General features: G+C 68.0%; 23 protein-coding genes and 1 tRNA gene. 13 read left to right on the forward strand and 11 right to left on the reverse strand.

What is annotated here, in order from left to right:
* The first annotated feature begins 68 nt into the window (after nucleotides 1-68).
* Both CHB69_RS06385 and CHB69_RS06390 read left to right on the forward strand, forming a co-directional pair.
* A complete protein-coding gene (locus tag CHB69_RS06385) occupies nucleotides 69-746 on the forward strand; it encodes a SapC family protein (protein WP_170935456.1) in 678 nt (225 codons plus the stop codon).
* Entirely contained in the window at nucleotides 743-1,747 is a 1,005-nt protein-coding gene (locus tag CHB69_RS06390) for a cupin-like domain-containing protein (protein WP_089215166.1), read from the forward strand. Before CHB69_RS06385 ends, CHB69_RS06390 begins: the two co-directional genes overlap by 4 nt.
* A 127-nt stretch (nucleotides 1,748-1,874) precedes the next feature.
* On the opposite strand, the gene CHB69_RS06395 is transcribed toward CHB69_RS06390, so the two are convergent.
* Nucleotides 1,875-1,949 (reverse strand) — tRNA-Gln (locus tag CHB69_RS06395).
* Between the two features lie 72 nt (nucleotides 1,950-2,021).
* Entirely contained in the window at nucleotides 2,022-3,107 is a 1,086-nt protein-coding gene (locus CHB69_RS06400) for a branched-chain amino acid aminotransferase (RefSeq protein WP_089215167.1), read from the reverse strand.
* A gap of 141 nt (nucleotides 3,108-3,248) precedes the next feature.
* Between CHB69_RS06400 and CHB69_RS20060 the strand changes: the two genes are divergently transcribed.
* Nucleotides 3,249-3,710 (forward strand): MarR family winged helix-turn-helix transcriptional regulator, encoded by a 462-nt coding sequence (locus CHB69_RS20060; RefSeq protein WP_170935457.1) that lies wholly within the window; start codon nucleotides 3,249-3,251, stop codon nucleotides 3,708-3,710.
* Between the two features lie 176 nt (nucleotides 3,711-3,886).
* Here the strand turns inward: CHB69_RS20060 and proC are convergent, their stop codons facing one another.
* Both proC and CHB69_RS06415 read right to left on the reverse strand, forming a co-directional pair.
* Nucleotides 3,887-4,717, reverse strand: a complete 831-nt coding sequence (gene proC, locus CHB69_RS06410) for a pyrroline-5-carboxylate reductase (RefSeq protein ID WP_089215169.1) — start codon at nucleotides 4,715-4,717, stop codon at nucleotides 3,887-3,889.
* 23 nt (nucleotides 4,718-4,740) lie between these two features.
* A complete protein-coding gene (locus tag CHB69_RS06415; RefSeq protein WP_245836585.1) occupies nucleotides 4,741-6,408 on the reverse strand; it encodes an alkaline phosphatase family protein in 1,668 nt (555 codons plus the stop codon).
* Nucleotides 6,409-6,505: 97 nt separating this feature from the next.
* Between CHB69_RS06415 and CHB69_RS06420 the strand changes: the two genes are divergently transcribed.
* From CHB69_RS06420 to CHB69_RS06440, 5 genes are all read left to right on the forward strand, one after another.
* A complete protein-coding gene (locus tag CHB69_RS06420) occupies nucleotides 6,506-8,572 on the forward strand; it encodes a protein-disulfide reductase DsbD family protein (RefSeq protein ID WP_245836586.1) in 2,067 nt (688 codons plus the stop codon).
* A gap of 103 nt (nucleotides 8,573-8,675) precedes the next feature.
* Entirely contained in the window at nucleotides 8,676-9,413 is a 738-nt protein-coding gene (locus tag CHB69_RS06425; RefSeq protein WP_089215308.1) for a TlyA family RNA methyltransferase, read from the forward strand.
* A 257-nt stretch (nucleotides 9,414-9,670) separates the two neighbouring features.
* Complete coding sequence (locus CHB69_RS06430; RefSeq protein WP_089215172.1) at nucleotides 9,671-10,222, forward strand: TspO/MBR family protein; 552 nt, start codon at nucleotides 9,671-9,673, stop codon at nucleotides 10,220-10,222.
* A gap of 38 nt (nucleotides 10,223-10,260) precedes the next feature.
* Nucleotides 10,261-10,563: an accessory factor UbiK family protein gene (locus tag CHB69_RS06435; RefSeq protein WP_089215173.1), complete on the forward strand. Its 303-nt coding sequence runs from the start codon at nucleotides 10,261-10,263 to the stop codon at nucleotides 10,561-10,563.
* 55 nt (nucleotides 10,564-10,618) lie between these two features.
* Nucleotides 10,619-11,122, forward strand: coding sequence for a type III secretion system chaperone family protein (locus CHB69_RS06440; RefSeq protein WP_089215174.1), 504 nt, complete (start codon nucleotides 10,619-10,621; stop codon nucleotides 11,120-11,122).
* A gap of 157 nt (nucleotides 11,123-11,279) precedes the next feature.
* Here CHB69_RS06440 and CHB69_RS06445 read toward each other — a convergent pair whose 3' ends face one another.
* Nucleotides 11,280-12,239 (reverse strand): right-handed parallel beta-helix repeat-containing protein, encoded by a 960-nt coding sequence (locus CHB69_RS06445; RefSeq protein WP_089215309.1) that lies wholly within the window; start codon nucleotides 12,237-12,239, stop codon nucleotides 11,280-11,282.
* 168 nt (nucleotides 12,240-12,407) lie between these two features.
* On the opposite strand from CHB69_RS06445, the gene CHB69_RS06450 reads away from it, so the two are divergent.
* Nucleotides 12,408-13,607 (forward strand): cation:proton antiporter, encoded by a 1,200-nt coding sequence (locus tag CHB69_RS06450; RefSeq protein ID WP_089215175.1) that lies wholly within the window; start codon nucleotides 12,408-12,410, stop codon nucleotides 13,605-13,607.
* Between the two features lie 349 nt (nucleotides 13,608-13,956).
* Here CHB69_RS06450 and metH read toward each other — a convergent pair whose 3' ends face one another.
* The 5 genes from metH to CHB69_RS06475 are packed head-to-tail and all read right to left on the reverse strand — an operon-like array spanning nucleotide 13,957 to nucleotide 20,117.
* A complete protein-coding gene (gene metH, locus CHB69_RS06455) occupies nucleotides 13,957-16,578 on the reverse strand; it encodes a methionine synthase (protein ID WP_089215310.1) in 2,622 nt (873 codons plus the stop codon).
* 19 nt (nucleotides 16,579-16,597) lie between these two features.
* Nucleotides 16,598-17,122, reverse strand: a complete 525-nt coding sequence (locus CHB69_RS06460; protein WP_089215176.1) for a GNAT family N-acetyltransferase — start codon at nucleotides 17,120-17,122, stop codon at nucleotides 16,598-16,600.
* A gap of 3 nt (nucleotides 17,123-17,125) precedes the next feature.
* Nucleotides 17,126-18,193, reverse strand: a complete 1,068-nt coding sequence (locus CHB69_RS06465) for a homocysteine S-methyltransferase family protein (RefSeq protein ID WP_089215177.1) — start codon at nucleotides 18,191-18,193, stop codon at nucleotides 17,126-17,128.
* Complete coding sequence (metF, locus tag CHB69_RS06470; protein WP_089215178.1) at nucleotides 18,190-19,128, reverse strand: methylenetetrahydrofolate reductase; 939 nt, start codon at nucleotides 19,126-19,128, stop codon at nucleotides 18,190-18,192. Before metF ends, CHB69_RS06465 begins: the two co-directional genes overlap by 4 nt.
* On the reverse strand, nucleotides 19,125-20,117 hold the full coding sequence (locus CHB69_RS06475) for an ArsR/SmtB family transcription factor (protein ID WP_089215179.1): 993 nt from the start codon (nucleotides 20,115-20,117) through the stop codon (nucleotides 19,125-19,127). The genes metF and CHB69_RS06475 overlap by 4 nt, the downstream gene beginning before the upstream one ends.
* A gap of 236 nt (nucleotides 20,118-20,353) precedes the next feature.
* Here CHB69_RS06475 and CHB69_RS06480 point away from each other — a divergent pair, with 236 nt between their 5' ends.
* The 4 genes from CHB69_RS06480 to CHB69_RS06495 all read left to right on the forward strand — a co-directional run bounded on the left by CHB69_RS06480 (nucleotide 20,354) and on the right by CHB69_RS06495 (nucleotide 22,304).
* On the forward strand, nucleotides 20,354-20,674 hold the full coding sequence (locus CHB69_RS06480) for a hypothetical protein (protein ID WP_089215180.1): 321 nt from the start codon (nucleotides 20,354-20,356) through the stop codon (nucleotides 20,672-20,674).
* Between the two features lie 191 nt (nucleotides 20,675-20,865).
* Nucleotides 20,866-21,162, forward strand: coding sequence for an entericidin EcnAB (locus CHB69_RS06485; protein ID WP_089215181.1), 297 nt, complete (start codon nucleotides 20,866-20,868; stop codon nucleotides 21,160-21,162).
* Between the two features lie 89 nt (nucleotides 21,163-21,251).
* A complete protein-coding gene (locus CHB69_RS06490) occupies nucleotides 21,252-21,467 on the forward strand; it encodes a hypothetical protein (protein ID WP_089215182.1) in 216 nt (71 codons plus the stop codon).
* Between the two features lie 159 nt (nucleotides 21,468-21,626).
* Nucleotides 21,627-22,304: a DJ-1/PfpI family protein gene (locus CHB69_RS06495; protein WP_089215183.1), complete on the forward strand. Its 678-nt coding sequence runs from the start codon at nucleotides 21,627-21,629 to the stop codon at nucleotides 22,302-22,304.
* On the opposite strand, the gene CHB69_RS06500 is transcribed toward CHB69_RS06495, so the two are convergent.
* A complete protein-coding gene (locus tag CHB69_RS06500; RefSeq protein ID WP_089215184.1) occupies nucleotides 22,301-23,083 on the reverse strand; it encodes a glutaminyl-peptide cyclotransferase in 783 nt (260 codons plus the stop codon). The genes CHB69_RS06495 and CHB69_RS06500 overlap by 4 nt on opposite strands.
* Nucleotides 23,084-23,095 lie beyond the last annotated feature (12 nt).

The following is a 23,095-nucleotide window of genomic DNA, read 5'->3' on the forward strand; positions in this document are numbered from 1 at the left end:
AAATATTTGCGTTGGGATGGCGCCATCCATTAGAAAACAGGCGCATTTGATCGGGGAGGAGAGGAAATATGTTGGAGTTTTTGGATCCCCGGGCGCATGGCGCCTTGAGCGTGAACACCCGCAATGCCGCGCGGCGCAATTTCGTCCAGCTCGTCGCCGCCGAGTTTCTCGCGGCGATGCACGACTATCCGATCCTGTTCACCAAACATCCCGAGACGGGGGCCTTTTATGCCGGGGCGATCATGGGGCTGGAGCCCGGCGAGAATCTGCTCGCCGAAGAGGGCCTGCTTCCCGGCTACCGCCCAGCCGACCTGGTGCGGCAGGGCTTTTTCGTGGTCGACGACAAGATTGCGATCGACCGCGACGATGCCATTTTCGACCGCGCGGGCGAGGCGCTGTTCGACGCGGACGGCGAACCGAGCGAGAGGCTGGGCCGCATCCGGCACGCGGTGCAGACGCTCCACCACGGGCTCCCCGAAACCGAGGCGATCATCGCGCGCTTCCTCGCCCATCGGCTGATCGAGCCGATCGACATCACGCTCGATTTCGACGACGGAGGCCGGCTGCGGCTCGACGGCCTTTATTCGGTCAGCCTCGACGCGCTGCACGCGCTGCCCGACGATGCCGCGCTCGACCTGTTTCGCCGCGGCGACCTGCAGATTGCCTATGCGCAATCGGCCTCGGTCCAGCACATCCGGCGGCTCGCGCGTATCCGCAACGATCGCCTTTGCGCCGCGCTGGCATGAGCGGGGCGATCGCCGCAGCGGACGCCGAAGCGCTCGCCGATGCCGAGGCGTTTCGCGAACGGGTGATGGTGCCGGCCCGTCCCGTGCTGCTGCGCGGGGCGGCGCGCAACTGGCCGCTGCTGGAGGGCGGCGCGAACGGCGTCGTCGATACGCTGCACCGCTTCGATGCCGGGCGCGAGGCCGAGATTTTCGTCGGGCAGGCGGCGATCGAGGGGCGCTATTATTATGACGCGGCGCTGACGGGCTTCAATTTCGTGCGCGAGGAACTCGCGACGCGCGAGGGGTTGCGGCGCATCGCCGGGTCGGCGGCGGGGCCGGACGGCGAAACGCTCTATATGGGATCGCTCCCCTCGGAACGCTATTTCCCCGGCATCGAGCGGCTGACGCCCCTGCTTTTTCTTCCCGATACGGTGCTGCCGCGCATCTGGATCGGCCATGCGTCGAACGTCGCCTGCCATTATGACATGATGGACAATGTCGCCTGCGTCGCGGCGGGCCGCCGCCGCTTCACCCTGTTCCCGCCGTCGGCGATCGGCGATCTTTACGTCGGCCCGATCGACCGCACCCTCGCGGGGCAGCCGGTCGGGCTCGCGGTCGACAGCGCGCCCGGCGATCCGCGCTACCCGCGCTTCGAGACGCGGCGGCAGGACGCGCTGGTCGTCGAACTCGAGGCCGGCGACGCGATCTACATACCCAAGCTGTGGTGGCACAAGGTCGAGGCGCTGGACGCGCTCAACATTTTGGTCAACTTCTGGTGGGACGGCTTCGCCGCGGGCCCCGACAGGCCGTGGGCCGCGATGCTGCTCGCGATGATCGCGATCGCCGAGCGCCCCGAGGCCGAGCGCGCCGCGTGGCGCGCCTGGTTCGATCATTATGTCTTTCGGCCGGGCGGCCATCCGCTCGCCTTTCTGCCCGAGGAGCAGCACGGCATTCTGGGCCCGCTCGCCGACGGCAATTACCGGCGCATCCGCGCGGCGGCGATGCAGATGTTGCGCGGCTGACCGGTTATGCGCCCTTTGCCTGCCGGGCCGCGGCCCGCCCCTGCGACAGAGTTGCGCCGGGGGCAAGGCATGAGCAGCCCGTTCGTGCACATCGACGTCCACCGGCTGGCCGCCCGAACGGAGGCACTGGCTGGGGCGGCAGGATTCGAACCTGCGCATGGCGGTACCAAAAACCGCTGCCTTACCGCTTGGCTACGCCCCAAGTCGCCGGTGCGAGCGCGCTCCTATACGCGCCGCCCCGGATTGGCAAGGCGCAGCTTGGGCCGCGATCCGGTTAAAGCCGCGTGACCCAGCCGTGCGGATCGGCGGCGCGGCCGCGCTGGATGTCGACGAGCCTGTTCTTGAGCATCGCCGTCACCTGCCCCGGCCCGCCAGCGCCGATGGTGAAGCTGGTGTCGCCGCGCGTCACCTTGCCCACGGGCGTCACGACCGCAGCGGTGCCGCAGGCGAAACTTTCGGTCAGGCGCCCGCTTTCCGCATCGGCCTGCCACTGGTCGATCGCATAGCGTTCCTCGCGCACCGCCAGCCCCGCGTCCTTCGCCAGCGTGATGATCGCGTCGCGGGTGATGCCGGGCAGGATCGTGCCGGTCAGCGGCGGGGTGACGATGCTGCCGTCCTCGAAAACGAAAAACATGTTCATCCCGCCCAGTTCCTCGATCCAGCGATGCTCGGCGGCGTCGAGGAAGACGACCTGGTCGTGCCCCTTGGCGATCGCTTCCTGCTGCGCGATCAGGCTCGCGGCATAGTTGCCGCCGCATTTGGCGGCGCCGGTGCCGCCCGGCGCGGCGCGCGTATAATCCTCCGACACCCAGAGCGACACCGCGGGGGCACCCGACTTGAAATAATTGCCGACCGGCGAGGCGATGACGAGGAAATGATATTCGGCCGCGGGCTTCACGCCGAGGAACACCTCGCTCGCATACATGAAGGGGCGCAGATAGAGCGCCCCGCCCTGAACCTGCGGGAACCAGCCGGCGTCGGCGGCGACGATCTCCTTGACCGCGGCGACGAACAGCTCCTCGGGCAGTTCGGCCATCGCCATGCGGCGCGCGCTGGCGTTGAAGCGGGCGGCATTGGCCTCGACCCGGAACAGCGCCATCGACCCGTCGTCGAGGCGATAGGCCTTCAATCCTTCGAAGATTTCCTGCGCATAGTGCAGCACCGCGGTCGCGGGATCGAGCGACAGCGGCCCGCGCGGCATCACCTGCGCATCGTGCCAGCCCCTGCCTTCGCTATAGCGGATCGAGACCATATGGTCGGTGAAGACGCGCCCGAACGCTGGGTCCGCGGTCGCCGCCGCGCGTACGTCGTCGGCCGTCGGATTGGGATGCGGCAGACGGGCGAAAGCGGGAGCGGACATGGACGAGACCTTGCAGTTGGGGGCGCCGGCCGGAATTGGCCGGTGCGCGCCTCTTGCCAAAGCCGGGCGCGCGGCGCAACGGTAGTCGCCATGGCCGAAGAAAATTTTCTTTCACAAGTCCCCGCCGCATCTGCCCTTTTCTTGCGCGAGGCAGAGGTCCGCCGCGGCATCGAATATCTGTTCTTCGGCCACGCCGCGCTGTGGCGCACGATCGACGCGCGGCTCGCGGAAAATAGCCTCGGACGCGCGCATTACCGGGCGCTCTATTTCATCGCGCGCGCACCGGGGCTGACGATTTCGGACCTGCTCGCCCTGCTCGGGATCACCAAGCAGTCGCTCGGGCGCGTCGTCAAGGAACTCGAAGCGCGCGACCTCCTGACGACCCGGCCGGGCAATCGCGACCGGCGGCAGAAGGAATTGCGCCTGACCAGCGCCGGCCGCCAGATCGAAGGCGCGATCTTCACCCTGCTGCGCGACGCGATGAGCCGCGCCTATACGCACGCCGGTCAGGCGGCGGTGACCGGCTTCTGGCAGGTCAACGAAGCGCTGCTGCCGCCGGGGGACCGCGGGCGGGTCGCGCGGCTGGGACGCGAGGGGGGTTAGAGTCTGTCCTGATCAGCCGGATTGAAGCCCGTTCGTCCTGAGGAGGGGCTGAGCTTGTCGAAGCCCCGTCTCGAAGGACCAGACGCGGCGCATGGTCCTTCGAGACGCCATTTCGACTGGGCTCAATGGCTCCTCAGGACGAACGGGGGGCTTTGAATCCACCTCAACAGGACAGACTACCCCTCGCCCCTCGCCAGATCGGCGAGTTCGCGGCCGCGGTCGCGGGCGGCGCGCAGCACGTTGGTCATCAGCGCGACGAGCTGTCCGTCGGCGTCGAGGACGTCGAGACCGGCCTGCGTCGTGCCGCCCTTGCTCGCGACCTGCGCGATCAGCGTGCCCGGCTTTTCGCCGCTTTCGGACAGAAGCGCAGTCGCGCCGCCGAAGGTCGCATTGGCGAGCTTGAGCGCCTCCTCTGACGACAGGCCGAGGCGTTCGCCCGCCGCGGCATAGGATTCGATCAGGCGGAAGACGAAGGCGGGGCCGCTGCCGGTGAAGGCGGTGACCAGGTCCATCGTCATATCGTCGTCCAGCGCGACGACCTCGCCGAGCGCGTCGAGCAACGCCGCGATCATCGCGCGATCGGGCGCGCCGAGGCTCGCCACTGCCGAGACGCCCGCGCCGATCCGCGCCGCGAGATTGGGAAGGATGCGCACCTGTGCCCTGGCATCAGGGAAACGCGCGGCGAGATCGGCGAGCGAAACGCCCGCGAGGATCGAAAGCAGCGTCACCTCGCCGGTTACCATCGGCGCCAGTTCCTCCGCCACCTCGCCGAGCTGCTGCGGCTTCATGCCGAGCATGATCCAGTCGGCGGTGCCGCCGGCGGCCTGCCATTCGGCGAGCGAGGCGTATTGCGCAACCCCAGCGCGCGGCGAGGCCGCGGGATCGACGATCGCGACCCGCGCCGGGTCGAGTCCCGCGCCGAGCCAGCGGTCGAGCATCGCGCCCGCCATATTGCCGCATCCGACCAGCAGCATCCGGCCGGCGAAACTCCCCACTTTATTCGTCATCACCCTGTTCTTTTCTCTTCCTGTCAGCGGCAGCTGTCGTCCGGCCCGGAAATGAGGTCGAGGCAGCGGCCGTCGATCTTCGTCCGGTCGACCGGCAGGCCGATCTGCGCCGCGAGGGTCGGCAATATGTCGACCGTCATCACGGCATTCGGCTGTTCGAAACCGATGAGCCCCTTGCGCCAGAAGAGGATCGGCACGCGCCGGTCGTAATCCCAGACCGACCCGTGCGTCGCGACATAGCCGACCCCCGATTCGGGAATCGGCGTCACCCGCGGCTTCAGCACGACGATGAAGTCGCCCGAGCGCTCGGGATTATAGGAGGCGCGCAGCTTGTCCATCAGCGACCAGACGTCCGGTGCGCGTTTCGAGATGGGCCATTGGGCGAGTTCCTCGCCGGTGACGACCGCTTCGACCTGCGGATGCGCGCGATAGCGTGCGACGAGCGCGGCGAGCGCCGCCCGGCGCTGCTCGGGGGTCAACGACTTCGCGAGATACATGTCGCCGAAGGGGCCGTCGCCATAGAGGAGTGGCTGCGGCAGGCCCAGCTCCTCGGCGACCGCCTTGCCCATCGCGTCGGCGTCCAGCGCGGGGTCGACGCGCTGGGCGCCGGGCCAGGCGTTCTGGCGGTTGCGTTCGGGCATGTCGTGGCCGCCATGGTCGGCGGTCAGCGCGACCTCATAGTCGATCCCGGTCGCGTCGAGCTGCGCGAAGAAATCGCCGAGTTCGCGGTCGAGACTCATCATCTGCAGGCACATTTCGCTGCCCTCGGTGCCGAAGCCGTGGCCGACATAGTCGGTCGCCGACAGGCCGACGATCAGGAGGTCGGTGCCGCTGCCTTCGCCCATCTTGCGCACCTGCCGCAGCGCCGCCGCGGTCGCGAGCACCGCGCCGTCGGCTTCGGGCGACGCCTTGAAGCGGCGGAAATCGCCGCCGTCGCGCGCGAAGCGGCCAGTGCCGACGGTGCCGCCCGTGTCGAGCGGAATCGCGATGTCGTGCGACGCGCAATCGGCGGGCAGCGTCAGGCCGGGGCGCGGTTCGGCGATGGCCGCGGCGATCGCAGCGCTCGCCTGCTGCGCGGTCGGTGACAGCGTCACCCCCTTGAAGCCCGTCAGCCCCTTGGGCGTCAGCCACATCAGCTCGTCGGCCCGGCGCCCGCCCATCATGATCGCCGCGCGGTCTTTGCCCGCAACCGAGACGACCTGCGCCTTGGGATCGCGCGCCTTCATCAGATCGCCGAGCGTCGGGACGAGCAGATGGTCGATCGAGGCGACATACTCCTTCGAGCTGCTGCCCGGCGCCGTCTCGTCCTCGGCGCAATAGAGCTTCTTGTCGGCGCGCGCCGCCGACAGGTCGTAATAATTATTGGCAATGATTCCCGTGTGCGCGGGATGGTTTCCGGTCAGGATCGTCGAGTGGCCGGGGCAGGTTTCGGTCGCGCCGTGCGCCTGATAGCCCGCCGGAAAGACGACGCCCGAGGCGAGCCGCGCGAGACCGCCGGTGAAGTGGCTGCGATATTCGGCGAAGAGGTCGGCGGAGAATTGATCGACCGCAACGACGACGAGAAGTTTTGGCGCGGGGGTTGCCGCGGTAACCTTTTGCACTGCCGGCGCCGAATCCTGGGCAAGACCCGCCGCGGGGCCGGCAAGGCAGAGCGTGGCGGCGATCAGGGCGGTGCAGTTTTTGAGCTTCACGAGGCTTTCTCCGTCGTCCGGGGTTGGCGCGGGCTGTCCTCTCGACGAAAGCCGCCTATATGGCAAGTCTCGAACGAAAGGCAGACGCGCGGCGGGCATGGGACAGATCGGGGACGCTATGATGACAGCGGCGTGGCGCGCCGCGCTCGGCTTATTCGTGCTGGCGGCGCTCGCTTTGGCGCCTGCGCGCGCGCAGCCGACGCATATCGCCCCGAAGCTCGTTGCCGAATCCCCCGCGCCCGCGCCCGGCGGGGAGACGGCGATCGCTCTGGCGATGACGCCCGAGAAGGGCTGGCACGGTTATTGGACCAATGGCGGCGACGCGGGTTTCGGTCTGCGCGTCAAATGGAATGCGCCCGAGGGGGTGACCATAAGCCCCTTCCGTTATCCGGTGCCCGAGCCGCTGATCCTCTTCGGCATGATGAACCATGTCTATGAGCATCCCTATGCGCTGCTCGCCGAGGTGAAGGTCGATGACGGCGTCGTGCCGGGCACCGACCTGACGCTCTCGGGCGTCGCCGACTGGCTCGCCTGCACCGACAAGGTGTGCGTGCCCGAACGCGCGGTGGTCTCGGTCGCATTGCGCGCGGGCGACGGTGCCGTGACCGAAGCGTCGCGCGCGCGCTTCGATGCGTGGCGCGCGGCATTGCCGCAGCCGCTCGACCGCGCCGGGCGCTGGGAGCGTCGAGGGGACCGGTTGCGCTTCGCCGTGCCGCTGCCCGCGAGCACCGCGCTCTCCGACCCGCACCTGTTCGTCGAAACGCCGCGCCTCGCCGACTATGCGGCGCCGCAGAGTTTCAGCCGCAACGGCAGCGATCTGATTATCGAAACGCGCGCCAATGGCGATGCGGCGGGCGAGGTCGATGCGCTGCTCAAGCTCGCCGACGGGCGCGGCCTGTCGATTCGCTTCGACCCGGGCGCGGTGCCGCCGGCCGGCGAACCGGTCGCCGGAGCGACGGACGGCTTCGACCTTGCGCTCTTCGGCACCGCGCTCGGCGGCGCGATCCTCGGCGGGCTGATCCTCAATCTGATGCCGTGCGTCTTTCCGATCCTGAGCCTGAAGGCGCTGAGCCTCGCGCGCTCGGGCGGCGCGGCGCGCGTGGCGAAGGTCGAGGCGCTCGCCTATGCCGCGGGCGCAGTGCTGACCGCGCTGCTGCTGGGGGCCGTGCTGCTCGGCCTGCGCGCGGCAGGCGAACAGGTGGGCTGGGCGTTCCAGCTCCAGCATCCGCTGAGCGTGCTGGTCCTGCTGCTGCTCGCGGTCGCGATCACGCTCAATCTCGCGGGCGTCTATGAGCTGCCTTCCTTCGGCGGCGGGCAGGCGCTGGCCGCCAGGGAGGGCACCGCGGGCGGCTTCTGGACCGGCGCGCTCGCCGCCTTCGTCGCGACGCCGTGCAGCGGCCCGTTGCTCGGTGCGGCACTCGGCGCGACGCTGGTGCTGCCCGTCTGGGCGGCGCTGCCGGTTTTCGGCGGCCTCGGCCTCGGTCTTGCTCTTCCCTTCCTCGCGATCGGCTTCGTCCCCGCGCTGCGAGGTCGCCTGCCCCGGCCGGGACCGTGGATGGCGACTTTCCGCAAGTGGATGGCGGTGCCGATGGGGCTGACCGCGGCGGCGCTGGCGTGGCTGCTGTGGCGGCAGGCGGGAGGCGGTGCCGCCCTGATCTATCCGGCAATCGCGGTGGCGATGATCGTCATACTGCTGTGGCACATGGGTTCGGTCCAGCACGGCGACGGTCGCCGCTGGCTGCTCGCGGCGCCGGGCCTGCTCCTGCTCGGCAGCGTCGCCGGGGCTGCCGCCGAGCTGACACCCTCGCAGCGGGGTCACGCAGCCGCGGGTTCGGCCTTCTCCGATGCCGCACTCGCCAGGGCGCGCGCGAGCGGCAAGCCGGTCTTCGTCTATTTCACCGCCGACTGGTGCCTGTCGTGCAAGGCGAACGAGGCCGGCGCGATCGAGCGCGATGCGGTGCAGGCGGCGTTCGACAAGGCGGGGGTCGTCACGCTGGTCGGCGACTGGACGAACGGCGATCCCGCGATCACGCGCACGCTCGCCGCGCACGGGCGCAATAGCGTGCCGCTCTACCTCTGGTATGCGCCGGGTACGGCCGATCCCGAAATCCTGCCGCAGATCCTGACCCCGACGCTGCTGACCGGGCGGGCGAAAGCGGAATGATCCGTTCGCTCGTCATTGCGAGCGCAGCGAAGCAATCCAGGGCGGTTTGCGCGACTCTGGATTGCTTCGTCGCTCCGCTCCTCGCAATGACGGAGGATGAATGATGGCGAAGCAGCGCGCCGACCAGCTGCTCGTCGACCGCGGGCTCGCCGAGAGCCGGACGCGCGCGCAGGCGCTGATCCTCGCGGGGCTCGCCTTCGTCGGCGACCGCAAGATCGACAAGGCGGGGCAGCAGCTTCCCGCCGATGCCGACATCAGCGTCAAGGGCCGCGACCATCCGTGGGTGTCGCGCGGCGGGATCAAGCTCGACCATGCCCTGAAACATCTCGGCTGGGATGTTGCGGGCGCGGTGGCGATCGACGTCGGATCGTCGACCGGCGGCTTTACCGACGTGCTGCTGAGCCGCGGCGCCGCGCGCGTCTATGCGGTCGATTCGGGAACCAACCAGCTCGCGTGGAAGCTGCGCCAGGACGAGCGGGTGATCGTCCACGAACAGACGAGCGCGCGCATCCTGACCGCCCAGCATATTCCCGAACCCGCCGACCTGATCGTCTGCGACGCGAGCTTCATCGCTCTGTCGAAGGTGCTGCCGGTGCCGCTGTCCTTTGCGAAAGCCGGCGCGCGGCTTGTCGCGCTGATCAAGCCGCAGTTCGAGGCCGCGCGGCACGAGGTCGGCAAAAAGGGCGTCGTGCGCGACGCCACGGTGCATGTGCGCGTGTGCGACGCGGTGCGCGACTGGCTCGAAAGCGAAGGCTGGCGCGTCGTCGATCTGGTCGAAAGCCCGATCACCGGCCCCGAGGGAAATGTCGAATTTCTGGTCGCGGCGGTGCGCGAAGACTGAACGGCCGGATTCCCGTTTCTCACACAAGGACACGAAGAGGTCAGCCCGTTGTCGCTACCGGCGACCATCGAAAAGGCGCTGCGCGCGCCCGAACGAGCGGGTTTGCGAGAGATTGCCGGCGTCTTCGTGCCTTTGCGCCTTTGTGTGAGACAATTTATGTCCCCGAGTGAAACAAAACCGCAGCTGTTCGCTTGACGACCCGCGTGCCAGCCGCAACATCTGTGCTCGTCAGAATCGCAATGGGGGCTGAGCCGAGCATGACCGAATTAGCGACGCCGGGCCAGCTTCGCATGTCCTATTGGCGCTGGGCGCTCGTCACCGTGCCCGCGATCGTGCTGATCGGCAGCCTGATGGGGCTCTTGTCGAACAGCGGCTATGACAATCGCTGGTTCGCGGCGCTCGACCGTCCCGCGATCGTCCCGCCGGGCTGGGTGTTCGGCGTGGTCTGGACCGCCCTCTATGCCTGTCTTGGCCTGTCGCTCGCGATGATCCTCCACGCGCGCGGCGCGACGGGGCGCGGTTTTGCGCTTTTGCTCTTCTTCGTCCAACTGATCGCCAGCTTCGCCTGGTCGCCGCTGTTCTTTGGCCAGCATCAGGTGACGAGCGCGCTCTACCTCATCATCTTCATCCTGATGGTGACGGTCGCGACGGCCTTTGCCTTTGCGCCGATGCGCAAGGCGGCGGCGTGGCTGCTCGTCCCCTATATGGCGTGGCTGAGCTTTGCGACGATCCTCAATTTCCAGATCGACCAGCGCAATCCCGATGCCGAAACCCTTGTTCCCGCGGCGGCGAGCACCCAGATAGGGTGACGGCAAGGGGACCCGTCCCCCTACGAAGGATTTGAGACATGCAGAGCGAGAACCGGATCTTCGACGACTTCGCCAAGATGGTGAACGGCATCGCCGGAACGGTCGCCGGCGCCAGCCGCGAGGCCGAAGCGGCGATGCGCGAGCGCGCGAAGGAATTCATCGGCCGCATGGATTTCGTCAGCCGCGAGGAATTCGAGGCGGTGAAGGAAATGGCCGCCAAGGCGCGCGCCGAAGCCGATGCGCTGAAGGCGCGGCTCGACAAGCTCGAAGGCGCGGCGAAGCCCAAGCCCGCGGCCGCGAAACCCGCCGCCAAGGCAGCGACGCGCAAGCCGAAGGCCTGACCGGGCATCGTCGCACGACTCGCAACATGGCGCGACAAGCGCTAAGGCGCCCCTTATGAGCGACGATATTTACGACGACGACAATCAGGAAGCCGCACCGATGGAGATGCTGGCGTCCTATTTTGCGGCGCACGACTGGCCGCACGAGATGATCGGCGAGGACGAGATCGTCGCCACCGCGCAGGGCAGCTGGACGACCTATGAGCTGCGCGCGGTGTGGCGCGCCGAGGACGGCGTGATCCAGATGCTCGCCTTTCCCGACATCCGCGTCGTCGAGGACAAGCGCAGCGTCGCGCACGAAGCGCTCGCGCTGATCAACGAGCAGCTGTGGCTCGGCCATTTCGAGCTGTGGTCGAACAGCGGCACGATCCTGTTCCGCCACGGGATGCTGGTCGGCGGCGACGCGGCGCTGTCGCTCGACCTGGCCGAGACGCTGGTCGAGAGCGCGATCGACGAGTGCGAGCGCTTTTACCCCGTGTTCCAGTTCGTGCTGTGGGGCGGCAAGTCGCCGTCCGAAGCGCTCGCCGCCTCGCTGATCGAAACGCGCGGCGAGGCCTGATCCAGCCCACTATCGCCGATTGAAAAAGGGGTGGTGTGCTCCCGCGAAGGCGGGAGCCCATCTCCTGCCGGCGCCATTTTAAACCGGTCGGAGATGGGTCCCCGCCTTCGCGGGGACACACGGGCTTCAACCATGCGAACGGATATGAACCAGCGCGTCAGCGCCGCTCGAAACGCGTCAGCCCCGGCCCCAGATCATTCGCCCCGATCGCGAGCGGCTCGCCGCTCCAGTCGGCGACGAAGGCCGATTTGCGCCCCATGTCTTCGGGCAGGCGCGCGCGATTGCCCTCGATGACCAGCCCGCGCGAGGGATGCTTGCGCTCCTCCGCCGCGACCGCGATGATCGCCGAATAATTTTCCTTGTCGCGCCCCTGCACGAACAGATTGTTCGCGATCCGGCCGGTGGCGCCCGACGGCAAGTCGATCATATAGTTGGTCGCGCGGCCCTGGCTGTCGTCGAAGCTGTTGCCCTCGACATCGACGCGGCCCGCGCGGACCTTCAGATAATGGCCGCCGCTGCCCTTTTCGAAGCGCGTGTTGGTCACCACCACCAGGCCATAATCGCCGGTATAGACGCTGTGCGCACAGCTCAGCCCGCGATCGCAGCGGCCGAGGCGCGAGAAGGTCGAGCGGTCGATCGTCAGCGTCGCCTGCGGGTCGTTCGCGGTGAGTATCCCCTCTTCACTGCCGCGAAACAGGCTGTTGACGATGTCGAGATTGCTGCGTTCGAGCCGGATGCCGGCGCCATTGCCGTCGGGAACGCGCATATTCTGAAAGACGAGGCCGTCGACGCGCGCGCCGTCGCCGCGCAGCACCAGCGCCGCCTTGCCCTCGCACGTCACGCCGTCGAAGATCGCACGGCCCGGCTCGGCGGCGACGAAGGCGATGCGTCCCATGGTCTGCACCGCGCAGTCGCGGTGATAGCCCGGCGCGATGCGGATCGTCCCCTGCCCGCCGCCGACCGCATCGACAGCCTCCTGCAATCGCGCATAGCCGCGCCCGCTTTCGGCGACGACATAGGGGGCGGGGCCAGGCTGCGCGGGCACGGGCACCGATGCGAACAGCAGCGGCAGGGCGAACAGCGGCAGCATCTGGCGGCGGACAATCGACTGGACCATCCCCGCTGGATAGCCGCCCCGATCGCGCGAGTCTCGCGCGAAGCGGGCCGGCCCGATCGCTGTGCCAGCGCGGAACAGCCGGGTGGCCAAAGGTGAAATCCTATTCACCATTGCCGCGGACACACGCTCCGACTAGCAACCGGTAACGATCGCTTGGGGGAGTGGGGCGTGACGCATACCGAAGTTTTCCTGATCGCGCTGCTGATCATCTTCGCGGTGCCGTGGTTCGTGTGGCGCGTGTTCCGCACCGACTATTGGGCGCCGCTCGTCGTGGTGCAGATCATCGGCGGCATTTTGCTCGGCCCGGGCGTGCTCGGCGCGGTCTTTCCGGACTATTATGCCTTCGTCTTCCGGCCCGAAGTCATCGCGTCGCTCAACGGCATCGCCTGGTGGGCGGTGATGATGTTCGTCTGGGTCGCGGGGATCGAGCTCGACATCGGCCAGGCGTGGAAGCATCGCCGCGAAACCGGCATTACCGCGGGCCTGGCGCTCGGCACGCCGCTGCTGTTCGGCGCCGTTGCCGCACTGTTCATCCTGCGCACCCCCGGATGGATCGGGGCGGCGGGCGCGCATTGGCAGGTTGTGGCGGGAATCGGCATGGCGTGCGCGGTGACCGCGCTGCCCATCCTCGTCTTGTTCATGGAAAAGCTCGCCATCCTGCGCGAGCCGATCGGACAGCGCATCCTGCGCTATGCGAGCCTCGACGATATTGCGATCTGGGGCGTGCTCGCGCTGATCCTCGTCGATTGGGAGCGGATCGGGCGGCAGGCAATGTTCCTGCTGGGCTTTGCGGTCGCGGCGTGGCTGATCCGGCGCCTGATGGCCCGGCTCGATGCGCCCGACCGCTGGGCGGTGGGGCTGGTCTGGCTGATCGCCTGCGGTTTCGCGGGGGACTGGTCGGGGCTGCACTTCATGGTCGGCGCCTTTCTGTCGGGCGCGGTGCTCGACGCCAAATGGTTCGGGCACGAGCCGATGGACCGGTTTCGCAACATCGTGCTGATGACGGTGATGCCGGTCTTTTTCCTGTCGACGGGGCTGAGGACGCAGTGGGACGTCGGCGGCGCCGCGGTGTTCGCGGTCGCCGGCGTGCTGCTCGTCGCGTCGGTCGCAGGCAAGCTCGCCGGGGTGGGACTCGCCGGGCGCATCCTCGGCTGGCAGCGGGGCGAGGCAAGGCTGATCGGCTGGCTCTTGCAGACCAAGGCGCTGATCATGATCATCTTCGTCAACATCCTGCTCGACAAGGCGATCATCACCAACGAGGCGTTCACTGCGCTGCTGCTGATGGCGGTGGCGAGCACGATGCTGTCGATCCCGATGGCGACGCCGCTGCTGAAGCGGCTCGGCGCCGCCGTGGGGCGCGAAGCCTGAGAGCATGATCCCTTCGGCTGAATAAGCCGTGTGCTCCCGCGGAGCCGAAGGCGGCGCGTAGCGCCAACGCGGGAACCCATCTCCCGATCGCTCTATTTTGAACCCGCCGGAGATGGGTCCCCGCCTTCGCGGGGACACACATGCTTTATTGGAGCGCGATGACATCGCGCTCTAGAGCAGCGAGCCTTAAATCTGCACCGTTTCCCCGAGCGAAGACGAGGGGCTCTGCCGAGCGAAGTCGAGGCGGCGACGCTGCGGTTCTCGCTCCGCTCGAACGAGCCCCTCGTCTTCGCTCGGGGAGACGAGTCGATTCAGATTTCCTGCAATTTGCTCTAAAGGGCAATCATTTCTAGTCGAGGTTCGGCCGCAGCCAGCGCCTCGCGGTCTCGATGTCGACCCCGCGCCTTTCCGCATAGTCGGCGAGCTGATCCTCGCCCACCCGCGCGACGCCGAAATAGCTCGCGTCGGGATGGCCGAAGTAAAAGCCCGAAACCGCCGCGGTCGGCAGCATCGCGAAACTTTCGGTCAGGGTCGCGCCCGAGGTCCGCCCCGCTTCGAGCAGATCGAACAGGATCGGTTTCAGGCTGTGGTCGGGGCATGCAGGATAGCCCGGCGCCGGGCGGATGCCGCGATATTCCTCCTTGATGATCGCCTCGGCAGTCAGCTGCTCAGCTGGCGCATAGCCCCACAGATCGGTGCGGACGAGCGCGTGGAGCCGTTCGGCAAAGGCTTCGGCGAAGCGGTCGGCGAGCGCTTTCAAGAGGATGTCGCTATAATCGTCGTGCGCCGCCTTGAAGCGCGCGAGGTGCGGTTCGATGCCGTGGATCGCGACCGAAAAGCCGCCGATCCAGTCGCCGTCGCGGCTGACGAAATCGGCGAGGCACATGTTCGCGCGCCCTTCGCGCTTGGAAATCTGCTGGCGCAGGAAGGGGATGCGGACGTGGCGCTCTTCCTCCTCCAGATGGATGATCACATCGTCGCCTTCGCGCCGGCACGGCCAGAGCGCCGCGACCCCGCGCGCCTTGAGCCAGCCTTCGCCGACGATCCGCTCGAGCATCGCGCGGGCGTCGGCATAGAGGCTGCGCGCGCTTTCGCCGACAACCTCGTCGTCGAGGATCGCGGGATAGGTGCCCGCAAGCTCCCACGCGCGAAAGAAGGGCGTCCAGTCGAACCATTCGACGAGCTCGGCCAGATCCCAGTCGTCGAAGACATGCACGCCGGGCTTTTCGGGCGGGCCGGGGCGGATATGCTCGTCGAGCACGAAGCCGTTCGCGCGCGCGTCGGCGATCGGCACGAGCGCGCTCTGCCCCTTGTTCGCGCGCACGTCGCGGATATGCGCATAGTCGGCCTTGTAGCCGCCCACGAAGGCGTCGCGCCCCGTCGTGCTGACCAGCGAGGTTGCGACGCCGACCGCGCGGCTCGCGTCGAGCACATGGAGCACCGGTCCTTGATAGGCGGGGTCGATGCGCAACGCGGTGTGGACCTTCGACGTCGTCGCGCCGCCGATCAGCAGCGGCATCGTCATGCCCGCGCGCTGCATCTCCTCGGCGACGGTCACCATCTCGTCGAGCGACGGCGTGATCAGGCCGCTGAGGCCGATCATGTCGGCGTCATTCTCGTTCGCCGCCTCGAGGATCCTGGACCAGGGCACCATCACGCCAAGGTCGACGATCTCGAAGCCGTTGCACTGAAGCACGACGCCGACGATATTCTTGCCGATGTCGTGGACGTCGCCTTTGACGGTCGCCATCACGACCTTGCCCTTGCCCTTCGCGCCCGGCTCCTTCGCCGCCTCGATGAACGGCAGCAGATGCGCGACCGCCTTTTTCATCACGCGCGCCGATTTGACCACCTGCGGCAGGAACATCTTGCCCGACCCGAACAGATCGCCGACGACGTTCATCCCGTCCATCAGCGGCCCCTCGATCACCTCGATCGGCCGTTCCATTGCGAGGCGCATTTCCTCGGTGTCCGACACGATATAGGCGTCGATGCCCTTGACCAGCGCATGTTCGAGCCGCTTGCGCACCTCCCAGCCGCGCCATTCCTCGGCGGCCTTTTCCTGCGCCGCATCCTTGCCCTTGTAGCGCTCGGCGAGTGCGATCAGCCGCTCGGTCGGCGTCTCGGCCTCGTCCGCAACCTTGCGGTTGAGGATGACGTCCTCGCACGCGGTGCGCAACTCGGGGTCGATGGTGTCATAGACGTCTAGCTGGCCCGCGTTGACGATCGCCATGTCGAGCCCGGCGGGGATCGCATGATAGAGAAAGACGCTGTGCATCGCGCGGCGCACCGTCTCGTTGCCGCGAAAGCTGAACGACAGGTTGGAGAGGCCGCCCGAGAAATGGACGTGCGGGCAGCGCTGCCGGATTTCCTTCACCGCTTCGATGAAGTCGACCGCATAATTGTCATGCTCCTCGATCCCCGTCGCGACCGCGAAGATATTGGGATCGAAGATGACGTCCTCGGGCGGGAAGCCGATGCCCATGAGCAGCCGATAGGCGCGCTCGCAAATCTCGATCTTGCGCTCTTTCGTGTCGGCCTGCCCGGCCTCGTCGAACGCCATCACGACGACCGCGGCGCCATAGGCCATACACTTACGCGCATGGTCGAGGAATGGCTCCTCGCCTTCCTTCATGCTGATCGAATTGACGATCGGCTTGCCGGGGACGCATTTCAGGCCCGCCTCGATCACCTCCCATTTCGACGAGTCGATCATCACCGGCACGCGCGCGATGTCGGGTTCGGCGGCGATCAGCTTGAGGAAGGTCGTCATCGCCCGCTCCGCGTCGAGCAGCCCTTCGTCCATGTTCACGTCGATGACCTGCGCGCCATTTTCGACCTGCTGGCGCGCGACCTCGACCGCGGCGGTGAAATCGTCGGCGAGGATCAGCCGCTTGAACGCCGCCGAGCCGGTGACGTTGGTGCGCTCGCCGATGTTGACGAAGGTCGAGGAAGAGAGGGTGGCGGTCATCGAAAATCCAGCAAAGACATCAATTGGCGAGCGGCCGCGCGAGGACGCGGTCGTCATAGAGCTTGCCGCCGACGTCGAACCGGCGGGTCGCGATGTCGGCAAAGCCCTGCTTGCGATAGAAGGCGAGCGCCCGCTCGTTGCGCGCATAGACGCCGAGGAGCAGGCGGCGATGCCCCTTTGCTCCCGCAATGGCGCGCTCCATCAGCGCGGCGCCAAGGCCGCTGCCGTGAAAGCGCGACAGCGAATAGATGCGCTTGAGCTCGATATCGCCCTCCTCGGCCGCCGCCAGATCGGGCCTGGCGATCAGCGCGAAGCCGACCGGCGCGCCGCCCGGCTGCGCTTCGGCGATCCACGCCTGCGCGCCCGAAGCAAGCAGCGCGCGATAGGCGTCCGCGCGGTGCTGCGCGGCGCAGTGCGCAACGATCGCGTCGCCGTCGAGAATGCCCGCGAAGGTTTCGAGAAAGGTCGCCGCGCCGACCAGCGCGAGCGCGGACGCGTCATCCGGGCCCGCCTCGCGGACCCGCCATGGCAGAGGATCGGGCATCGGTCAGGCCGCCGCCATCGTGAAGGGTTCGAGCCCCGCCAGCCGCGTGCGCACCGGCACCTGCGGCACGCGCCGCGGCGCCAGCCCCTCGATCGCTTTCGCCATCGCCGCGATATGCGCGGGCGTCGATCCGCAGCAGCCGCCGAGGATATTGACCTGGCCCTGTTCGGCCCATTCGCGCACGAGGCCCGCGGTCGTGTCGGGCAGCTCGTCATATTCGCCGAGTTCGTTGGGCAGGCCCGCATTCGGATAGACCATGACCAGCGTGTCGGCGAGATCCGACAGCACGCGGACGTGCGGGCGCAGCTGCGCCGCGCCGAACGAGCAGTTGAGCCCGACGGTCAGCGGCCTGGCGTGGCGCACCGCATACCAGAAGGCCTCGACCGTGTGGCCCGACAGGTTGCGCCCCGACAGGTCGGTCAGGGTCATCGAAATCATCAGCGGCAGCTCGCGCCCGACCTTTGCCTCGGCCTCGAGCGTCGCGGCGATCCCCGCCTTGGCGTTGAGCGTGTCGAAGATCGTTTCGATCAGGATGAAGTCGGCGCCGCCCTCGGCGAGCGCGACCACCTGTTCGCGATAGACGTCCTTCAATTCGTCGAAGTCGATCTCGCGATAGCCGGGGTTGTTGACGTCGGGCGACAGTGACAGCGTCTTGTTCGTCGGCCCGACCGCGCCCGCGACGAAGCGGCGGTGTCCATCGAGCGCGGCGAATTTGTCGGCGGCCTCGCGGCCGAGGCGCGCGCTTTCATGATTGATGTCGGCGACGAGCGCTTCGGCGCCATAGTCGGCCTGGCTGATGCGGTTGGCGCTGAAGGTGTTGGTCGAGACGATGTCCGACCCCGCCGCCAGATAGGCTTCGCCGATCGCGGTCACCACATCCTGCCGCGTCAGCGCGAGGATGTCGTTATTGCCTTTCTGGTCGTGCGGCAGGCCGAGCGAGCCCGCATAATCGGCCTCGCCCAGCTTCCTGAGCTGGATCTGCGTCCCCCAGCCGCCGTCGGTGAGCAGGATGCGCTCCTTGGCCGCCACGGTCAGCGCTTCGCGGGCGCTGGAGGTCGAAGGGGAGGTCATGCTGCCTGATCCTTTGCCGAAGCGACCGGCCGAAGCCCCAGCAGATGACAAATGGCATAGCTGAGTTCGGCGCGGTTGAGCGTGTAGAAATGGAAATCGCGCACCCCGCCCGCGTAAAGGCGGCGGCTGAGCTCGGCGGCGATCGTCGCGGCGACGAGCTGGCGCGCCGCGGGATGATCGTCGAGCCCTTCGAAGAGCGCGACCATCCACGCCGGGATCGCGGTGCCGCACATATCGGCCATGCGCCGGGTCTGCGACACGTTCGACACGGGCAATATGCCGGGGATGATCGGAGCGTCGATCCCCGCCGCCGCCGCCGCATCGCGAAAGCGCAGGAAGGCGTCGGGCGAGAAGAAGAATTGCGTGATCGCGCGCGTCGCGCCGGCGTCGAGCTTGCGCTTCAGATTGTCGAGATCGGCGGTCGCGTTCGCCGCATCGGGATGAACCTCGGGATAGGCGGCGACCGAAATGTCGAAGGGCGCGATCGCCTTCAATCCGGCGACCAGTTCGGCGGCATTGGCATAGCCGTCCGGATGCGCGCGATACGGTGCGCCGCCCGGCACGTCGCCGCGCAGCGCGACGATATGGCGCACCCCGGCGTCCCAATAGTCGCGCGCGACCGCGTCGATCTCGTCGCGCGACGCCTCGACGCAGGTCAGATGCGCCGCGGCCGGCACGCGGCTTTCCTTCGCGATCCGCGCGACGGTGGCATGGGTGCGCTCGCGCGTCGAACCGCCGGCGCCATAGGTGACCGACACGAAGCGGGGGGCGAGCGGTTCGAGCGCGTGGAACGTGTCCCACAGCTGCGCCTCCATCTTCTCGGTCTTGGGCGGGAAAAATTCGAAGCTGACGCCGATATCGCCGTCGAGATCGGCGAAGAGCGGCGAAGCGGCGGCGCGGCGCGCCTCGGCGATGGAGTTCAGATTCGATGTCATGCCGCAAGCCTTTTGCGTGAGCCGTCGCCGTCGCGGGCGACCGGCGGTTGATCTTCGTCGCTGCGCCGGCGGCCGAGCCAGAGCTTGACGGCGAGCGTTCCGCCCTCGAGCGTCTGCGCGGATTCGAGCAGCAGTCCCGCCGAGGCGAACCAGCCGCGGATCTGCGCATCCGAAAAGCCGAGGCGGGCGTGCGCCGCGAGCGTGCGCAACTCCTCATCCTCGTGCGGCGCGAAATCGACGATGAGCAGATGCCCGCCGCCGCGCAGCACGCGCGCCGCCTCGGCGATCGCGCGGTCGGGCTCGTGCGCGAAATGCAGCGCCTGATGGATGACGATGCTGTCGATGCTCGCATCGTCCATCGGCAGGTTCAGGAAATCGCCCTGGACGAGGTCGATCGGGACCGTCTGGCCGGCGAGCTTGGCGCGCGCGATGCGCAGCATGTCGGGGCTGCGGTCGAGCGCGGTGATGCGGCGCGCGGTCGGCGCGAAAATCTCTGCCATGCGGCCGGTTCCGGTGCCGATGTCGAGCAGATGGCCGAGCCGCCGCCCCGCCACCATCGCCAGCATCGCCGCCTCGACCTCGCTTTCGGCGACGTGGCGCGATCGGATCGCGTCCCATTCGGCGGCATGTTCGGCGAAATAGCGCTCCGCCGCGGCCTCGCGTTCGGTGCGCACCGCCGCGAGCCGCCGCGCGTCGTGCGCGATCACCCGCGCCTCGCGCGCCGAAAAGGGCCAGTTTTCGGCGCGGGCGATGATGTCGCCGACCGGCCCCTCGCGCGCGATGCGCAGGAACACCCAGCTGCCCTCGCGCCGCCGTTCGACGACGCCCGCATCGACGAGGATGCGCACATGGCGCGAGACGCGCGGCTGGCTCTGGTCGAGCACGACCGCCAGCTCGCCGATCGCGAGCTCCATCGCGCGCAGCAGCGCGACGATTCGCAGCCGCGTCGGGTCGGCAAGGGCGCGAAAAATGTCGAGCAGCTCGGTCATGACCCATCATATAAAGATTTCTTTATATCGGGTCAACCGGATGGGCGTCCCCCTTTCCTGCCGTTTGCGCCGCCCCCGGCGACACGACTGATCGAATTGAACCGGCGCAAGACAAAAAGGGCGTTGCACCGCTTTTTTCGAGATTGTAGCTCTAGGGGCGATTGGCAAAATGCCGGGTCGAAAGGGTTCGCATCCGCATGCCGGTCGATAATTTCAATCGAGAGGGGTATACCCACATGAAGAAGTCGATCACTCTGTCGCTCGTCCTTGCCACGTCGCTCGGCCTCGCCGCCTGCGGTGAGAAGGCTGCCGACGATACGGCGGCGACCACCGAAGACACCACGGCGACCGTCGAAGGCGCTGCCGACGGCGCGATGGACGCCGCTGCCGGTGCGGCCGATGCCGCCGGCGACGCCGCAGCAGCCGCGGGCGATGCCGCCGACGCCGCTGCGACCGGAGACGCCGCGACCGCCGAAGACAAGGCTGCCGAAGCGGCCGACGCCGCCAAGGAAGCGACCGACGCCGCCAAGGGCGCGATGGAAGAAGCCAAGCAGTAAGCCGCTTCTTTCCGGCCTTCGGGCCGCAGGAAAAGAGGGTCGCCGGCACCGCGCCGTCGACCCTTTTTTCGTTTTGAAACAAGGCATGGGCCTTCCGGTCCGACCGGTGCGGTTGCCAAGCCCTTCATCCCCCGTTAATCCTGCGCCGCAGTGGCCGGTATCGGCTACCAAGCCATTCGAAAGGAATTCACATGCGCAAGTTCATCCTCGTCTCGATGGCCGCTGCCGCCGTCAGCCTCGCCGCCTGCTCGGAAAAGGCGCAGCAGGAAGCGTCGGAAGCCGGATCGGCGGTCGCCGATGACGTTGCGGCGACCGGCGACGCGATGGCCGAAGGTGCGGCCGATGCCGCCGACGCAACCGCTGCTGCGGCCGACGATGCCGGCAACGCCGTCGAGGGCGCGGTGAACGCCGCTGGCGACGCCGCCGCTGCCGCCGGCGACAAGATCGAGTCGGAAACGGCGAAGGCCGAGGCCAACGACAAGCAGTAATCGGCTGGCGCGCTACGGCGTGCAACCGGGGAAAGGGGGGCTTCGTTCCGGCATGGAGCGGAGCCCTTTTTCTTGGGAGAAGATTGGCGATGAGCCGAAAGCGAATGATGGGTATCGCCGGCGCCGCGGCGCTGTTCCTGTCCGCCGCGGGATGCAGCCGGACCGACAATGAGCCCGGCCCGGGCGGGGTCACCGTCGGCGAAGCCAGGGCGCTCGACGATGCCGCCGCGATGCTCGAAAGTCGCGAAAACCCTCCCGCCGACGATGCCGCGGACAGCAACGGCGGAGCACCGTCACACGATTAGAGCGAAATGCGCGAAATCTGAAATCATTCCGCCTCCCCGAGCGAAGACGAGGGGCATTGCCGAGCGAAGTCGAGGCTGCGACGGCGCGGGTTCTCGCTTCGCTCGAACGAGCCCCTCGTCTTCGCTCGGGGAAGCGGTTCATGTAAAAGGACCATCCCGATGCCCGACGCTGCTTCCACCCAGATCGTTTTCCTGCTGTTTCCCGGCATCACCCAGCTCGATTTCACCGCGCCCGCGCAGGCGCTGAGCCGGATGCCCGGCGCGAAGCTCGCCGCCGCCGCGGCCAGCCTCGATCCGATCGCCACCGACAGCGGCTTCTCGCTCGTCGCGACGCACGATTTCGACACCTGCCCGCTCGCCGACATAGTCTGCGTGCCCGGCGGGCACGGCGTCGTCGATGCGCTCGGCGATGCCGCGACGATCGCTTTCCTGAAGCGCCAGGCCGCCAGCGCCCAATGGGTGACGAGCGTGTGTACCGGCGCCTTCCTGCTCGGCCGCGCCGGGCTGCTCGCGGGCAAGCGCGCGACGACGCACTGGGCCTATACGCATTTGCTGCCACTGGTCGGCGCCGAGCCCGCGCCCGGCCGCGTCGTCGAGGACGGCCGCGTCGTGACGAGCGGCGGGGTGACAAGCGGGCTCGATTTCGCGCTCACCCTGATCGCACGGCTGAAGGGCGATGCGGTCGCACAGGCGATCCAGCTCGCGATCGAATATGATCCTGCCCCGCCCTTCGCCGGCGGCCACCCCGACCGCGCGCCCGCGGCCGTCACCGAAGGGCTGAAAGCGCGCGTCTATGATGCGGCGGCGGCGCGGATGGCGGCGGCGCTCGGCGGTTAATCGCAGCCGGTGAGCGCGATCTCGTAGAGCTTGGGCCAATATTTGCCCGTGACGAACAGGCGCTTCGCCTTCGCGTCCCAGGCGATGCCGTTGAGCACGCTGTCGGAGCCGTGCGCCCCGGCGTCGTCCTTCAGGCCGCGCATGTCGATCACCGCGCGCACCGCGCCGCTCGCGGGGTCGATGCGCACGATCGCGTCGGTCATCCAGATATTGGCCCAGATCTCGCCGTCGATCGCTTCGAGTTCGTTGAGCATCGGCAGCGGCTGCCCCGCGATCGTGACAGCCAGCGTTCCGGTCTCGCGCATCGTCGCCGGATCGAAGAAACGCAGCATCGGCGTCCCGTCGCTGAGCACCAGCCGGCCCTCCAGCATCGCGACGCCCCACCCCTCGCCCGCATAGCGGAAGGTCCCGAGCGGCTTGAGATCGCTGAGCCGCCAGCGGTGGCCGACGCCGCCCTGCCAGGTCACCCCGATGATCTGGTCGCGCCAGCGCACGATACCCTCGCCGAACTGGTCGGCGGGCAGCGGCGTCTGGGCGACCGCCTTGCCGCTTTCGAGGTCGAGCCGCGCAACGCGCGAACGGCCATATTGACCGGTGCCTTCGTAGAGATGACCGTCGTGCCAGAAAAGGCCCTGGGTGAAGCTTTGGGGGTCGTGCGGATAGCTGCGGACGATGCGATAGCCGCAGCGTGCGACGGCTTGCTGCGGCGCCGGTGCCGAGGGCGCCGCCTGAGCGGCGGGCGACGCGACCGCGGCGAGGAAGGCCAGGAAGAGGCTCATGCCGCCTCCGCT

This window comes from Sphingopyxis indica (assembly GCF_900188185.1).
Taxonomy (GTDB): domain Bacteria; phylum Pseudomonadota; class Alphaproteobacteria; order Sphingomonadales; family Sphingomonadaceae; genus Sphingopyxis; species Sphingopyxis indica.